This window comes from Neptuniibacter marinus (assembly GCF_001597725.1).
GTDB lineage: Bacteria > Pseudomonadota > Gammaproteobacteria > Pseudomonadales > Balneatricaceae > Neptuniibacter > Neptuniibacter marinus.
Map to the genome: position 1 here is coordinate 222,119 of NZ_LUTR01000003.1, position 15,523 is coordinate 237,641.

Here is a 15,523-nt window from a genome sequence, read left to right on the forward strand (position 1 = left end):
TTTTTTAGGGCAAGTTGAGTTGTTTTTTTTCAAATCGCTGACTTATATCAATATTTACTATTCCGTTTAGCTATAAGTACGGGCTTTTTTGATATTAGTTTATATATATTTACATAGCGGATGGTCTGGACTAGGCTGCAAGCCTTATACAACATACATCTGCTTGGAGTTGTTAGTGGAAGATATTATTGAGTTGTTACAGGAACGTAACCAAAAAGTTCCGGTGCCATTAGATCTACCGAATTACGATGATCTGGTTGAGATAGAAGAAGCGATTCTGATCTCTTTACCAGATGAGTATAAACAGTTCATGCTTGAGGTAAGTGATATTGTCTGTGGTTCCATTGAGCCAGCGACATGCGCAGATCCCCAATCTCATACCTTTCTTCCCGATATGGCAGCAAGAGCTTGGGATCTAGGCATGCCACGTGAATATATCCCCATTTGTGAACATGAAAATGGATTTTATTGTATCGCTGATACTGGACAGATCTTTCTATGGTTGTATGACGAGGGTATCGATGATGAGTGGGGATCAATATGGGATTGGGCTAAAGATGTGTGGTTGGAGAGTTAATCTATGAATGCCCAATTATTTAAACAGGTAGAGCAGCTGGCTGAAGCATTAATCTCCGCAGCAGATCGAGATGATGAAACTGTCTTTTATCAACTTTATGATCAGTTGAAGTCGTTATGTGAGCAGCACGTTGGTAAGAAAAGCGATCATCCGCTTTTCCTCGAAACCTTGGCTGATTTTACTGACGATAGTGTGACCGCTGTGGATTATTATCAGCGCGCATTTTTAATTGCTGATTCGCTTAAGGAAAATGAGTATAAGGCTTCCATACAGTTCTCTCTTGCGCAGCGATTGATTGAATTAGATCAAATAGGTGAGGCTAAAGCGGTATTGGTTAAAGCGGAGAAGTTTGCCAGCTTTACTGAAGATGATGTGTTAAAAAAAGAAATTGCTGAATTGCATCAAACCGTGATTTAACGGCTAAAATTTTAGCCTAAATAAAAAAGGAGCCAATAGACTCCTTTTTTATGGTTTAGCATTTATGCTAGTCGATACGAACAGTTACGTAACGACCTGGTGCTGCTTCAATACCTTTATAAGTATCGTTGCCTTCAGTTTCTGGTGCGGCTACTTTTTTGCCTGCACGGCGTTTTAGCCATTCAGACCAGTGTGGCCACCATGAACCTTCTTGGCGTTCTGCTGATTCTAGCCAATGGTCTGGGCCTTGACCTAGCTCACCGTTAATCCAGTAGTTACGACGGTTTTTAGAAGCAGGGTTAATAACACCTGCAACGTGGCCGCTTGCGCCTAGCACAAATTCATTTTTACCTTTAAGGAGTTCGGTACCAGGAAAGGTGCCTTTCCAAGGGGCAATATGGTCTTCAATGGTGGATAGGAAGTAGCAAGGGATCTTGATTTTTCCTAAGTCGATCTTTTCACCACAGAGGGTTAATGCGTCTTTCTTAACCAATGCGTTATCAAGGTACATATTGTTGATGTAGAAAGTGTACATAGTCGCAGGTAGGTTAGTCGAGTCACTGTTCCAGTAGAGAATATCGAAAGGAGGCGGTGTCTGACCTTTTAGGTAGTTATTAACAACGTATGACCAAATTAAATCATTAGAGCGGAGCATGTTGAATGAGGTTGCAAGCTCACGACCACTCAGGTATCCCTGATTAGTAACTTTGTCTTCTAATTTTTTAACTTGCTGCTCATCAATAAACACACATAGATCGCCTGGATCCGAGAAGTCTAATAGTGTTGTAAAGAATGTGGCGGATGCAATTGTTGTATCTTTACGTGCTGCCATAACTGCTAATGCTGAGGCTAAGAACGTACCACCGACACACCATGCAACGGCATTAACCTTGTCCGCCTCAGTAATCTCTTTAACTACATGGCTTGCTTTTATGATGCCCTCGTCTACGTAATCGTCCCAGCTAATGTTACCTTGCTCAATTGTAGGGTTTAGCCAAGAAATGAGGAAAGTTGTTTGTCCTTGATCAACACAGTATTTCACATAAGAGTTACTTTCTTGCAAATCAAGAATATAAAACTTATTGATGCATGGAGGAACGATCAGCGTTGGGCGCGTGAATGTTTCTTCAGTGGTTGGTTTGTATTGAATTAGTTGAAATAGTTCGTTTTCAAAAACAACCGTGCCTGGCGTAGTAGCAATGTTTTCCCCAAGTACAAAGGCTGACTCATCGGTCATCGAGATTCGACCTTTATCAACATCGCCTAGCAGATTTTTAAGGCCATCAACTAAACTCTGTCCATTTGTTTCCAGTGCTTGCTGTAACACTTCTGGATTTGTCATGGCAAAGTTTGTTGGTGAAAGCGCGTCAATGTACTGCTGGGTATAGAATTCTAACTTCTTCTGCTCGTTATCGGACAGGTTTGCATTTGCTGCCATCTCTTGCATCAGCTTAGAGCTTAGAAGGTAGGACTGCTTGATATAGTCAAAAACAGGGTTTTGAGACCACTCTTCAGCTTGGAAACGACGATCACCACGGGCAGGTTCGGCAACCGCGTCAGATGCTTTACCGGTTAAGAGGTTTGTCCATAAATTCATCTGACTTTGTTGATAATCGGTAATAGCACGAATCCAAACCGTTGGGTCTTCCCACGAGCGGTTTGCAAGCTCAGTCCAAGATTGTGCAAATTGAGTAAAAACATCATCGCCACCAGAAGTGGAAAACATATCAAACACTTTTTGGGTCTCAGTGTTTAGATAGTCAATAAATTCCTGAGGGTTTGAGAGCAGGTTGTTGTTATCCATTGGTTCGCCTTTCTTTGTCATATCCGTTTTCCATCTAGCCTAGCTTCACATAGTCTTTATGAGTAGGAGGCGGGATTAAGGGCAATAATTACCAGTTTCAGCATATTCGCACAGGTTTTTCTTTGCAAGAATACAAGAGCGTTCATTTAATAGAATAGCATATTATTGTGCAGTGCAACAAATCAAGCTATTCATTGGTCGATGGAACTTAGGTGTTACGACTAAATAATATGTTCATTATCGATCTTAGCAGCAATATATTGCAGTATTTTGTACTACTCATCCGCTGAACTGTATAAGCATTATTTGTGTTGATTGAAGAGGGTTTTAAAGTAATTACTTAGACTGCTGTCTATTGATCTCCTATGTTAGGTGAAACGAGTAGTTCTTATGTCTGCTATTTAGCCCCATTGTTTTTTGCTGACTTGATTAGTATAAGCGGCGATCTTATTTTTATTTAATAATTTTGTTGGTGTATTTTACAGAGAGTAGTGTTTTAGCAAGGCAATCTTAAAAAGCTTAATTAAGTATTAATTTGATGTGGAAAGGGTATGCGGGAATTAGAGTTAATGGGAACCTTAGGTTGCCACCTATGTGAGGTTGCTGAGGCGGTTGTTACTTCAGTGGTCAATATGGACGTGTATGCCATCTACCAGGTTGATATTGCTGAAGATGATGACTTAATGGAGAAATACGCTTTAACGATACCTGTATTAGTTGATCTACAGACAGGCAAAGAGCTTATGTGGCCATTTGATGGTTGCCAGCTGACTGCTTTTTTAAACGAGCTATCCGTTTAGGTTATTAGGTTCCTATATTTTTTTACTGGTATTTAATCGTTGATATTAAAAAAGTCGAGGGTAGTTTTCTGAACATCATGGTTCAGTTCTTCCAATGTTTTATCCACAAGTGTTGCGACTACTGCGGCAATATGAGGTAAATGACTTGGAATGTTGCGTCTAGATTTTGGTTTAGGCTTTAAATCTCTTGGCAGTAGGTAGGGTGCATCTGTTTCGAGCATTAAGCGATTAGAAGGGATCTCCTTGACTAGTTTTTGCAATTCTAAGCCTCTACGCTCGTCACAAATCCAGCCGGTTATACCTATATGGAGGTCTAAATCTAAATAGTTATATAACTCCTGTTTCGAACCGGTAAAGCAGTGTGCTACCGCATGAGTAAAATCATCACGGTGGGACTTGAGTATTTCCAACTGTTTTTTGTGGGCATCTCTTTCATGTAGAAAGAGGGGGAGTTTGTGGGTAGAGGCTATTTCTAACTGTGTAACAAAACTGAATATTTGTTGTGCTGGCGTTGATAGGTTGCGATTGAAATCTAAACCCGTTTCACCTAAAGCCACGACGCCGGCTTCTTTTGTTAGTGTATTTAATTCTGCGAAGTCCGCGGATGAATGGTCTTTTGCATAGTGAGGATGAATACCTACTGTGCAGAATAGCTGTTTAGGGTAGCGCTGGCATAATTGAATAGCGTCTAATGACTCTTGAAGGGTTGTACCAGTAATAATAAGTTTATTTATACCATCGGTAAGTGCTTGCTCAATTACCTCATGCCGGTCTTTATCAAAACTGCTATCCGTTAAATTTACGCCAATATCGGTCCAAAAACAGTTGTTCATTCAAATAGCCTGATCAATAGGAAAATATCTAGGGGTGACGTTATCACCGCTAGATATTTTAGTGAGTATGGTTTATCGGTTTTACAGCGCTGTTGCTTTGTTTTGGTTTAAAGCTAATAGTTTAATCTGCTTTTCTGTCAGTAGGCGGGCTTCACGTCCTGCTAAACGATCGTAAATAACTCGAAACGCCAAGACATTCTGTACATATCTACGTGTTTCTTTGAATGGAATAGTTTCGATCCATATATCTAAAGGAAGGTCACCGCGCTGTCGGAGCCATCGTTTTACGCGATGGGGACCTGCATTGTAAGCGGCAGCCGCAAATGCAGGGTTATTATCAAAGCGTTTTAGCATATCGCCTAGATAAGCCGAGCCCAAGGTTATATTCGTTTCTGGATCATAAAGTTGTGATGTCTTTTTATAGGGTACTTCGTGCTTTTGGGCTGTTTGTTTGGCCGTTTTAGGCATTAACTGCATAAGTCCTCTGGCCCCTACAGGTGATTGTGCATTATAGAGAAATGCACTTTCTTGACGGGCTATAGCCATGGGAAAGCTTAGATCTAACTCATTTTTTAAAGCGTGAGTTTTGAATAATTTGCTGTGAGGTTGAGGGAAGCGTAAGTCGATATGATCCCAGCGTTTCGTTTTAGCAGCATTAATAATAGCCTGTAAGTACCAACCCCAAGATTTCGCTAAGTAACCAGCGACATTTTTTTCTTCGGGCGTCATTTGTGATAGGGCTAAATTCCATTCACGGTTAGCTTCTATTAGTCTGCCTAATTTAAACAACTCTCTGGCTCGAGCTACTGCAGGTTTGCTTGATAGTTGAGAGAGTTGCTCTGATGAGAAGGGGTTATTAATGGCATTTAGTTGGAAGGGGCTTTTGTTGAGTTCAGCAGCGAGGAAACCGTAAAAGCTTCTATCTTTAGATAGATCAGCTAATTGCTTTGCCTGACTTTTGTTGGGTGATAAGTTTCGTTCAGCAATTAAGTGCCAGTATTGCCATTTTGGGTCGGCTTTAGCTGTTTCGCTGAGGTGTGCGATACCTATTTTTACGGTCTTCCAATCTTGCTTTGCGAGTGCATTTCGAATACGGGTTTCAGTTAAAGACTCGATTTTATAGTCAGGATCTAGTAGATGAGATAACTGAATTGCTTGGCTATGGTAGTTAGCATTTAGGCGAATCCCCATATATTCAGTAACAGATAGCTGCTCTTCTTGGCTCATCAACTTATCCCGCACTTTTATCCAAGCTTGGATCGCGCTAATCGGCTGTGTGCGATACCAGCGTTTGTAAATTATCGTTGCAACTTTGCCTCGACTCTCTTTTGGCAAGAAGGATAATGATTTTTTACTGATGCTTTCTGGTTTTTTGTAAAGCGCCCAAAACTGTTGGGTTTGTTGTTTTTGCTTTTTGTTTTTGATCTTTTTATCGATATATTGAGCGAGTTTAATATTATTTTCTTCGATACTAAGCCAAAAACGCTCATAAGCTTCATCTGATGTAGGTCTGCCTGTTGCCATCCACTCTTTAAATAAGGGGTCACAAGTCTTGGGCTGAGATTCTCCGACGACCCAAAGGTCTTTAGCTTTATATAGAGCCTCTTTCTTCTGTTTTGCTGTCCCGTTCAAAAATGCTTGAAGTTGCATGCACTGATAATGGGTGTGATCTATAGGGTGTAGGCTGAAATGTTGGGAATAGGAGTTCCACTGTTTTTGTCTGTTCAGGTGTTTAAGCCAAGTTTTATTGAGTCGCTGTGCTATAGGTAGTTCATGATTTTTTTCAATAAACGCATTAATTTTTTCAGGTTTTGAGCTTGTGAGATTTTTTAATATCTCTTGATAGTCTAAGTAAGGAGCTAGAGGGTATTCATCGAGTTGTGCACGTAGTTTTGCATAGGCTTCTGTTTTGTTTTGCTTTAAAAGTGATTCGGCCTTAAGAAACTGTTTACGTAACGATTCTGTAGACGCATTGATAGTCGTTGCAAGAGTTAACAGTGTAAAACAGAAAAAAATGATGAATTTGTGCATGACACGATACATTTACCAAGTCCTATGTGATGTTCCGTTACCTATTTATACGGCAGTTTGAGCTTATTATTAAATAATAATTTGTCTGAATGCAGCATTTTCATGCATATCTAGTAAAAACTAGTAGAATAGCGCCTTCATAGAACAAAAGCTGAACAAACATGCCACTTATTAGACTCGATAAAATATCAATCGCCTTTGGCGCGAACCCTCTTTTAGATAATGTTGATTTTCAAATAGATCCGGGAGAAAGGGTTGCTTTAGTTGGATTAAATGGTGCGGGCAAGTCCACACTGCTCAAAATCGTTGCGGGCCATCATAAACCGGATGGGGGAAAATTCTGGGTAGCACCTACCTGTCGAATCGCTGAACTTCCCCAAGCTATGCCAGCTGCAGATGAACGCTTAGTGCGAGATGTGGTTACGTCGGGGCTGCACGATATTCTTAAGCTGAGAGAGGCTTATGATGAATTAGCTTCATCTGCAGAAGTGGATATGAACAAGCTTGATCACCTTCAGCATGAGATTGAAGCGGTTGATGGTTGGCATCTAGAGCAACGGGTCCAGCGAGTTATTGAGCAGCTTGAGCTTCCTGGCGATAAGCTAATGTCTGAACTTTCTGGTGGTTGGCGTCGTAGAACGGCCTTAGGTGCGGCTCTAGTTCAGCAGCCTGATTTGTTACTTCTCGATGAGCCGACAAACCACTTGGATATTGAAACTATTGAGTGGTTAGAGCAACAGTTGCTTGAGTTTAGGGGGGGATTATTAATTATTTCTCATGACCGAGCATTGGTGGATAGATTAGCGACCCGTATTATTGAATTAGATCGGGGTAACTTATCTTCGTTTCCGGGTAGTTATTCAGCCTACATGGAACTTAAACAGAAGATGCTAGAGGACGAAGAGAAGCAGAATGCGCTCTTTGATAAGCGTTTAGCGCAGGAAGAAACTTGGATAAGACAAGGAATTAAAGCGCGTAGAACCCGTAATGAAGGACGTGTTCGTGCCCTGAAACAAATGCGTAATGAACGCTCAGATCGACGTGAACGAGGTGGTAAAGCTAAATTCTCGCTCGAAGAAGCCGCACGTAGCGGTAAGATTGTTGCTGAGTTACAAAACGTTAGTTTAGGCTTTAATGATAAAACCCTCTTCAGTCATTTTGATTTCACACTTTTACGTGGTGATCGTGTTGGCTTGATCGGTCCTAATGGAGCGGGTAAGAGTAGTTTGTTAGGTGTGTTGTTAGGTAAGCAAACGCCAGATAGCGGTCAGGTTAAATTAGGGACTAACATCGAAGTTGCGTACTTTGATCAATTGCGTGCCCAAGTCGACCCTGAAAAAACAGTAATAGATAATATTGCTGAAGGCCGTGAAAGTATCACTATCAATGGTAAACAGCGCCACCTTATTAGCTATCTAAATGATTTCATGTTTGCCCCAGAGCGAGCTAGAACACCCGTCAAAGCATTATCGGGTGGTGAGACTAACCGAGTATTACTCGCCAAACTTTTTAGCCAACCAGCTAACTTATTGGTACTCGATGAGCCGACAAACGATCTAGATATAGAAACCTTAGAGCTGTTAGAGGAGATAATCCTTGATTTTGATGGCACTATTTTGTTGGTAAGCCATGATCGATCTTTCCTTGATAATGTGGTGACAAGCACATTGGTTTTTGAGGGTGATGGAAAGCTAAATGAATATGTCGGTGGATACGAAGATTGGCTTCGTCAGCGGCCGAGCCTAGTAAAAAATACACCTAAAAAGTCTTCCAAAGTCGATAGTGGTCCGGTTGTTGAAAAGCCAGCTAAAAAGAAAAAACTAAGCTATAAAATACAACGAGAGCTTGATGAATTACCCGCTTTGTTGGAAGCGGCTGAGGAAAAATTAGCAGGGTTACAAGAGCAAACCGGTAAGGCTGATTTTTATCAGCAAAGCCAAGATGTAGTGAGTTCTATACTTGAGGAAATGCAAGCTCAAGAGCAGGTAGTGGAAACACTGATGGAACGCTGGGTTGAGCTTGAAGCTATGCAAGAGGAGGGCTAGCCTCCTCTCTACTCAGCACACCGCACCACACCACACAAAGGAGAGATTATTCAGCCTCTTCTTTTATACGTATTGCGAGTACATCACAGGTTGCGCCGTGCAGAATGCCATTGGCTGTAGAGCCTAATAACAGCGCAATACCATGGCGGCCATGACTACCGACAATGATTAGGTCAATAGCTAAATCATCAGCAATACGGTGGACCTCAGATTCAGTTTGGCCGGTTGCTACTTGTTTTGTTGTAACGGGGTAGCCAAGTGATTGGCAGAATGCTTCAAGCTTATTTTTCGCATGTTCATCAAGTTGTTCTTGAATAGAGGTTAAATCCATCGGCACATCACCGCCGTAAGCGAAGCTTAACGGCTCTATTACATGCACAATATGTAGTTCTGCCTGGTTTTGTGAAGCAATCTCACGAGCTTTGTCTTGTAGTTGTTCCGATTCAGTGGACAGATCTAGAGCAAGCAAAACTCTTTTATAAATACTCATGATTATTTCCTTGAAGTGCTTATCGGTCACATGCTGAACCTATTTATAGGGCTCAACACTCATTGTTAATCAGATTAGCATAGAGCGTGTGGCTTAGTACTCTGTTAAACTTCATGGCATTGATATTTATCAATTAACTAAAGCTTACAAGAATCCTAACTCACTTATTTATAACTGATTTTAAGCCTCTTTGCTTACAGTTAAACGGAGTACCGTTTATGAAATGGATGATCATAATTGTTATTATGATGTCGCTCATTGGTTCAATGATGTGGGTAATGCCTACACCACGACAGAAGTATCAGGCAGCACTGAGGATGAAAGCTAAGAAAATGGGTTTTCTTGTTCAGTTAGAAAGGCTGACTGCACCTAGGGCTAAAGGTGAAATGGAGCCAGAATCTCGTGATATAACGGCTTATCGAGTTATTCGTGAAGGTCTGAATAGGGAAGAGAAAAATCATTTTACAACATGGCAAATTTTTAGACTTGAATCAATTTCTGATATAGGTCTCCCCTCTGGGTGGAGTTGGTCTGAGGGTGAGCGAGCCTTGTCTGAAAAGCAGTTAGATAGGTTAGCAGAGGTGATTTCTAAATTACCTGACGGTGTTTTTTCTCTTGAATCTACACCTATTCATGCTGGTGTATATTGGAATGAAGAGGGCGGTGATGAGGCTCTGGACGAAATTAAAACGCTATTAGATAGCTTAGTGGCAGAGAGGTTTTAGATAGTGCAGATTGAATTAGGGCGTTATAAGCATTATAAGGGCGCTGAGTATGAAGTGATTAACCTAGCTAGACACTCTGAGACAGAGCAATGGCATGTCATCTATCGCCAGTGTTACGGTGATGAGGGCCTATGGATACGGCCTCTTGATATGTTTATTGAGCAGGTAAGATTAGAAAATGGTCAGCAGATTGCTCGGTTTGCCAAAATCTAGAGTAAACGATCTAATGATTCAGCTAAAGAGCCTTGGGGTCTAGGCTTTTTAGGTTGTATCTCTTCAATCAGTTTCTCAACGGCTTCCATTCTGGATTTTTTGTTTTGAGTTGGGATGTTAGCTCGAACAAGCAGCGCTTTGGCATGGCGATAATGAGAGAGTGCTGTCATCAAATCATCTGATTTTTTGAAGCGTTCACCTTGCATAAGGTGGGCATCTGCTACGACAGTGATACGTAACCAATAAAGTTCCTGTTGATAGCTTCGGGCTAAAGGGCGTGTTATTTTTCCGCCACGTGCTAGTTGAAGTATGAGTTTCTCTGCAAAATTAATGTAGATTTGGGCCCGTTTTAGCGCTCGGTCACTGTCAAAAGCGTCTGGAGATGAGAATGCTTTATCAGCGGTATCTTTTTGTTGTGTTAATGCTTCGAAAAGCTCTGAATCAGGTGCGAGCATAGCGACTTCTTCTAATAGTGCTGTTGCATGCTCATTAATTTTTTGAACTATTTCAGGCTTACAATCGGCCTCCCTTAATACCGCGAGTGCTTGCAGAATATGCTCAGCTTGGCCTTGAAGCCAGGTTAAACGTTTTTCTTTAGCTTCTTCCTGCTGCTCGCGTGTAGTAATGACAAAATTAACGGTAATAGCAACTAACCCAACTACAGCAATCAGTACTACTAATAGAATATTGTCATTTAACATGAGGTTGTTTCAGCCAGTTGAGATGTTGTTGATTATGCTGAATATTGTGGCCTTTAAGGCTCCATTGGTAAAGTTCTAGTTGGTCTATTAGTCGACTTTTATCACAATTGTTGCTTGACCCCAGCATTCTCAGCACTTATATATGCACCCAAATTATTATTTATTATGTCGTTATTTAAAAGAAGCGTTGTAGATTTGCTTACAGTGTCGTAGGTTAAAAGACAAAATCATGGTTGAATTTTGCTTTCTAACCCTTTTCTGTTTTTAAACTATAGCTTCTTAATTATAGCCCTGAGGAAAGAAGGACTCTATGGGAAAGTCTCTTGTTATCGTCGAGTCACCAGCTAAAGCGAAGACTATCAACAAATACTTGGGCAACCAGTTTGTTGTGAAATCCAGTGTAGGCCATATACGCGATCTGCCAACGAGCGGTAGCACTAAAAAGACCGATCCAAAAGAAAGGGCTCGTTTGGCGGCGCTAACACGTAAAATGTCGCCTGAAGCAAAAGCTGAGCATAAAAAGAAGAAGGCGCGTGAACAACTGATCGGGCGCATGGGGATTGACCCTGAAAAAGGGTGGGAGCCTCACTACGAAATTTTGCCGGGCAAAGAAAAGGTCGTAGACGAATTAAAACGGCTGGCAAAAAATGCCGATGAAATCTATCTCGCGACCGATTTGGACCGTGAGGGAGAGGCGATTGCATGGCATCTACGCGAAGCGATTGGTGGTGATGAAAGTCGTTATCGTCGCGTGGTGTTTAACGAGATTACCAAAAAAGCAATTACTGAAGCATTTGAAGAGCCATCTCTATTAGATATGGATCGCGTCAATGCCCAGCAAGCGCGCCGCTTTCTTGACCGTGTTGTTGGTTACATGGTGTCCCCTTTATTATGGGAGAAAGTTGCACGTGGTTTGTCTGCAGGTCGTGTTCAGTCGGTTGCGGTCAAACTTGTTGTCGAACGTGAGAAAGAGATTAGAGCGTTTATTCCTGAAGAGTTTTGGGAAGTGCAGGCTGATGCCCTAACTGAAGGCAAAGCACCGCTTAAATTACAGGTGAACCGTGTTAACGGTGATACCTTTAGGCCTGGCTCTGAAGCTGAGACAAAAGCACATTTAGAGCGTTTACAGTCAGCCTCCTTAGAGGTCATTAGTCGCAAAGATCGACCTACAACAAGTAAACCTTCTGCACCTTTTATTACCTCTACGCTTCAGCAGGCTGCCAGTACTCGCCTTAGCTTTGGGGTGAAGAAAACTATGATGATGGCTCAGCGTCTATATGAGGCGGGCTACATCACCTACATGCGTACTGATTCTACCAATTTAAGTGCAGAGGCTATCGCGGCTTGTAGGGAATATATAGGTGATAATTTCGGTAGTAAGTATCTGCCGGAGAATCCATTGAGTTACAGCAGCAAAGAGGGAGCACAAGAGGCTCATGAGGCGATTCGCCCCTCAGATGTTACTGTTGAGGCCACAGCCCTCAAAGGCATGGATCGCGATGCTGAGCGCTTGTATGAGCTTATTCGTCGACAATTCCTCGCATGCCAGATGACACCTGCTAAGTTTTTGAGTACGCGGGTAACGGTTGCCGCTGCAGAATTTGAATTAGTAACTAAAGGTCGTATCTTACAATTTGATGGTTACACACGAGTGATGCCAGCAAAAGGTAAAGGGGAAGAGGATATACTCTTACCTGACGTTAATGCAGGCGAAACACTTTCTCTCGTTGAGTTAACACCCAAGCAACACTTTACTAAACCAGCGCCTCGATTTACTGAAGCGAGCTTGGTAAAAGAGCTAGAAAAACAAGGAATTGGTCGCCCATCAACCTATGCGACGATAATCTCTACGATTCAAGATCGAGGTTATGTTCAAGTACAGAATCGACGTTTTTATGCGCAGAAAATGGGCGATATTGTTGTTGAGCGCTTAGGTGAGAACTTTGCTGACCTGATGGATTATAGCTTTACCGCTCGCATGGAAGAAAGCTTAGATGATGTTGCTGAAGGAAGCGCAGATTGGAAAGCATTGCTTGATCAGTTTTATGCGGATTTCTCTGCAAAATTAGAAGAGGCACAAAGTGATGAGCATGGGATGAGGCCTAATACGCCGACAGAGACGGACATTAGCTGTCCTGACTGCGGCCGTCATATGATGATCCGCACGGCGAGTACAGGTGTTTTTCTCGGTTGTTCTGGATATAGCTTACCTCCGAAAGAACGTTGTAAATGTACTATTAACTTAACCCCTGGTGATGAGGTGGTTAGCGTTGATGGTGATGACGAAGAAGAGTCACGTATTTTACGTAATAAACATCGTTGCGGCATATGCGGTTCGGCGATGGACTCTTATCTAATAGATGAGAAACGTAAACTTCATGTGTGTGGTAATAATCCCGATTGTTCTGGTTTTGAGGTTGAGGCTGGAGAATATAGAATTAAAGGTTATGACGGGCCTGTATTAGAGTGTGATAAATGCTCGGCTGAAATGCAGTTAAAAACAGGTCGGTTCGGTAAATATTTTGGTTGTACAGAGTGTAAAAACACCCGCAAGTTGCTAAGAAGTGGTGAAGCTGCACCGCCAAAAATGGATCCTGTTCCTATGCCTGAATTGGCTTGTGAAAAGGTTGAGGATACATATATTCTTCGTGATGGGGCATCAGGCTTATTTCTTGCTGCCAGTCAGTTTCCACGAAATAGGGAAACAAGAGCACCAAAAATTGTTGAGTTGTTGCCGCACCAAAGTGAAATAGATCCTAAATATGAATTTTTGTTTAGTGCGCCTAAAAAAGATGCTGATGGAAATTTAACGGTTGTTCGATATAGTCGCAAGACTAAGGAGCAATACGTCATGACCGAGGTCAATGGTAAAGCGACCGGTTGGCGGGCATTCTATCAGGATGGGAAGTGGGTCGTTGAAGAAGCCCGCAAAAAGGCGAAAAAATAGTTAGGGTACTCCATGAGCGGTATTTATTTAGCACGGACTAATCAGAAATTAAGTTTTACACGTATTCATCTTGAGCTACTAAAGCAAGCTCAAGATGATACCAGCTGGAATAAACATGCACTCATCGAATCATTTAATGAATCTGTTCTTTTTCACTTAATGTCTGCTTATGACGCGTTTTTACGTGAAATAGCAGAAGTTTATAAAGTGGATACTGAAACTTTAGAGGGTTACCGATCGTTAGCTGCTGAACTTGAAGTTACCGGTGTTGAAAGCCCCGAGCTAAAACAATTAAGTGTGCTAGAGAATGATTCGACAGCTTGGCTACATAAGATGATAGGTGCTTATGAAGCCTGTTGGCATGGTGCGGATAAGAAAGGGGCTACTAGCGATACTAAAAGCCTGTCAGAGATCCATGTGTTGCAGGTTAATCCTGATCATGCGGAAGATAAGGCGATTATAGTCGAGTATGAAGGTTGGTTTAATGCTTTGTCTCAGTTAGTTGATTCTCTGAGAGAAGGAATGCAGGAGTGGTAAAATAAGTGTCAGGTATAGCGTCGGAAATGGTATTAGAAATAATAGAGCTTGAAAATGGTGAATTGGCCATACGGAATGCAGATAGTGATGCGGAGCCAATGATTAAGGTTAATTTCTCATCTGAGTTGAAAGATAAGTTAAATGGGCACTATCTTGACGTAGCGCGGGTCATGTTAACCGCGGGTATTCAGATGGTTGCCGAATCAGGTTTTGACTTGGATGATAATGCCGAGTCTGAATCAGAGCCAGAACCTATTATTCATTAAACTGGATTGCAAAAGCCCTCTTATCTATCAGGGCCTTAGCTATGCTGTCTTCGACGTATAACTATTCCGTGGCTTTGCCCTTGCTTTGCCGCATTTTCTAACTCATTTAGCTCCTTTTCTGAAAGGTAACCAGGCCATGAAATGACGGAGTGGCTTGTGCCTGTGCTTAAGGCTTGTTTAGCTAAAGCGAAGGTGCTGTGCTTGTTATCTGGGTTTAACAGAATTACTTTGTTTAGATCTATGCCCGCGTCAGCTAGAAGCTGTTTAGGTAAAAGTACAGGGGGTGCAATCCAGACAAACCATCTATCATCTTGACTCAGTTGTGCCAGTAGAGGCATGAGCATAGGGATGTTAGAGAAGTTGTTATTCTGCACTACAATTTCTGTAACACTGCCAGCTAACTCCGATTTTGTAGAAGGGGTTACCGGAAGGGATGTAACTTTAGCTGATACTTTGTTTTTTAGAAGAACAAGTGGAGCCTTAGTACTTACTGGAAGTGCCATCATTTTTAGTTACCTCTGCGAATTACACCAACGCTTAAGCCTTCAATCGCGATTTCTTGCTCTTTCAAGTCAATGACAATCGGTTCAAATTCTTCATTTTCAGCGATAAGATAAACGATATTTCCCTCTTTCTTAAAACGTTTAACCGTGACTTCATCTTCAATTCTTGCAACGACAATTTCGCCATCTTTTGCTGTATTACATTGGTGTACTGCAAGTAGGTCTCCATCCATAATGCCAATGTTTCTCATACTTTCACCTTTTACTCGAAGCAGATAATCTGCTTTGGGTTGGAAAAAGTTTGACGAAATTGTGCAGTGATCTTCTACATGTTCTTCGGCTAATATCGGGGAGCCTGCAGCAACTTGACCAATAATAGGCATACCTAAATCTGCTTCGAGCTCAGGGACTCTGATTCCTCGTGATGTACCTGGAATAATTTCAATAGCTCCTTTACGTGCTAAAGCCTTCATGTGTTCTTCAGCTGCATTAGCTGATCGGAAGCCTAAGTCCCGGGCAATATCGGCACGGGTAGGCGGGTAACCCGTTTCGTCGATGTGTCGCTTGATACATTCAAGCACTTCAGTTTGTCGTTTCGTTAGCTTCATAGTATTTGTCTGTTTGTTTATACAGT

At 41.8% G+C, this 15,523-nt stretch carries 16 protein-coding genes; 9 read left to right on the forward strand and 7 right to left on the reverse strand.

The genetic code is table 11. From position 1 onward, the window contains the following. Positions 1 to 175: 175 nt before the first annotated feature. The gene (locus A3774_RS04710; protein ID WP_067863880.1) at positions 176 to 577 is read left to right on the forward strand and encodes an SMI1/KNR4 family protein; all 402 of its coding nucleotides are present in this window, start codon (positions 176 to 178) and stop codon (positions 575 to 577) included. A 3-nt stretch (positions 578 to 580) separates the two neighbouring features. Continuing rightward, complete coding sequence (locus A3774_RS04715; RefSeq protein WP_067863883.1) at positions 581 to 994, forward strand: hypothetical protein; 414 nt, start codon at positions 581 to 583, stop codon at positions 992 to 994. 67 nt (positions 995 to 1,061) lie between these two features. On the opposite strand, the gene A3774_RS04720 is transcribed toward A3774_RS04715, so the two are convergent. Further along, positions 1,062 to 2,819: a PHA/PHB synthase family protein gene (locus tag A3774_RS04720; RefSeq protein ID WP_156473656.1), complete on the reverse strand. Its 1,758-nt coding sequence runs from the start codon at positions 2,817 to 2,819 to the stop codon at positions 1,062 to 1,064. 530 nt (positions 2,820 to 3,349) lie between these two features. Between A3774_RS04720 and A3774_RS04725 the strand changes: the two genes are divergently transcribed. Continuing rightward, a complete protein-coding gene (locus A3774_RS04725; protein ID WP_067863889.1) occupies positions 3,350 to 3,598 on the forward strand; it encodes a glutaredoxin family protein in 249 nt (82 codons plus the stop codon). Positions 3,599 to 3,630: 32 nt separating this feature from the next. Here the strand turns inward: A3774_RS04725 and A3774_RS04730 are convergent, their stop codons facing one another. Continuing rightward, complete coding sequence (locus tag A3774_RS04730; RefSeq protein ID WP_067863892.1) at positions 3,631 to 4,431, reverse strand: TatD family hydrolase; 801 nt, start codon at positions 4,429 to 4,431, stop codon at positions 3,631 to 3,633. A gap of 81 nt (positions 4,432 to 4,512) precedes the next feature. Further along, positions 4,513 to 6,474, reverse strand: coding sequence for a transglycosylase SLT domain-containing protein (locus A3774_RS04735; protein ID WP_067863895.1), 1,962 nt, complete (start codon positions 6,472 to 6,474; stop codon positions 4,513 to 4,515). Between the two features lie 149 nt (positions 6,475 to 6,623). On the opposite strand from A3774_RS04735, the gene A3774_RS04740 reads away from it, so the two are divergent. Continuing rightward, complete coding sequence (locus A3774_RS04740; protein WP_067863898.1) at positions 6,624 to 8,507, forward strand: ATP-binding cassette domain-containing protein; 1,884 nt, start codon at positions 6,624 to 6,626, stop codon at positions 8,505 to 8,507. A 46-nt stretch (positions 8,508 to 8,553) separates the two neighbouring features. On the opposite strand, the gene A3774_RS04745 is transcribed toward A3774_RS04740, so the two are convergent. Then, positions 8,554 to 8,997: a universal stress protein gene (locus A3774_RS04745; protein WP_067863901.1), complete on the reverse strand. Its 444-nt coding sequence runs from the start codon at positions 8,995 to 8,997 to the stop codon at positions 8,554 to 8,556. A 218-nt stretch (positions 8,998 to 9,215) separates the two neighbouring features. On the opposite strand from A3774_RS04745, the gene A3774_RS04750 reads away from it, so the two are divergent. Continuing rightward, complete coding sequence (locus A3774_RS04750) at positions 9,216 to 9,722, forward strand: hypothetical protein (protein WP_067863903.1); 507 nt, start codon at positions 9,216 to 9,218, stop codon at positions 9,720 to 9,722. 3 nt (positions 9,723 to 9,725) lie between these two features. Beyond that, a complete protein-coding gene (locus A3774_RS04755) occupies positions 9,726 to 9,935 on the forward strand; it encodes a DUF1653 domain-containing protein (RefSeq protein ID WP_067863906.1) in 210 nt (69 codons plus the stop codon). On the opposite strand, the gene A3774_RS04760 is transcribed toward A3774_RS04755, so the two are convergent. Next, on the reverse strand, positions 9,932 to 10,636 hold the full coding sequence (locus tag A3774_RS04760; RefSeq protein WP_067863909.1) for a DNA topoisomerase I: 705 nt from the start codon (positions 10,634 to 10,636) through the stop codon (positions 9,932 to 9,934). The two genes, A3774_RS04755 and A3774_RS04760, sit on opposite strands and share 4 nt — an antisense overlap. 310 nt (positions 10,637 to 10,946) lie before the next feature. Between A3774_RS04760 and topA the strand changes: the two genes are divergently transcribed. Genes topA through A3774_RS04775 form a run of 3 tightly spaced genes read left to right on the forward strand, consistent with a single transcriptional unit; the run spans position 10,947 to position 14,386 of the window. Continuing rightward, positions 10,947 to 13,583, forward strand: a complete 2,637-nt coding sequence (gene topA / locus A3774_RS04765) for a type I DNA topoisomerase (RefSeq protein ID WP_067863912.1) — start codon at positions 10,947 to 10,949, stop codon at positions 13,581 to 13,583. 12 nt (positions 13,584 to 13,595) lie between these two features. After that, positions 13,596 to 14,120: a DUF6586 family protein gene (locus A3774_RS04770; protein ID WP_067863915.1), complete on the forward strand. Its 525-nt coding sequence runs from the start codon at positions 13,596 to 13,598 to the stop codon at positions 14,118 to 14,120. A gap of 5 nt (positions 14,121 to 14,125) precedes the next feature. Continuing rightward, entirely contained in the window at positions 14,126 to 14,386 is a 261-nt protein-coding gene (locus A3774_RS04775) for a hypothetical protein (RefSeq protein ID WP_156473657.1), read from the forward strand. A gap of 35 nt (positions 14,387 to 14,421) precedes the next feature. Here the strand turns inward: A3774_RS04775 and A3774_RS04780 are convergent, their stop codons facing one another. Together A3774_RS04780 and lexA are read right to left on the reverse strand one after the other, a co-directional pair. Beyond that, entirely contained in the window at positions 14,422 to 14,892 is a 471-nt protein-coding gene (locus A3774_RS04780; protein ID WP_231867936.1) for a cell division inhibitor SulA, read from the reverse strand. A gap of 2 nt (positions 14,893 to 14,894) precedes the next feature. Next, entirely contained in the window at positions 14,895 to 15,497 is a 603-nt protein-coding gene (lexA, locus tag A3774_RS04785; protein WP_067863921.1) for a transcriptional repressor LexA, read from the reverse strand. Positions 15,498 to 15,523: the final 26 nt, after the last annotated feature.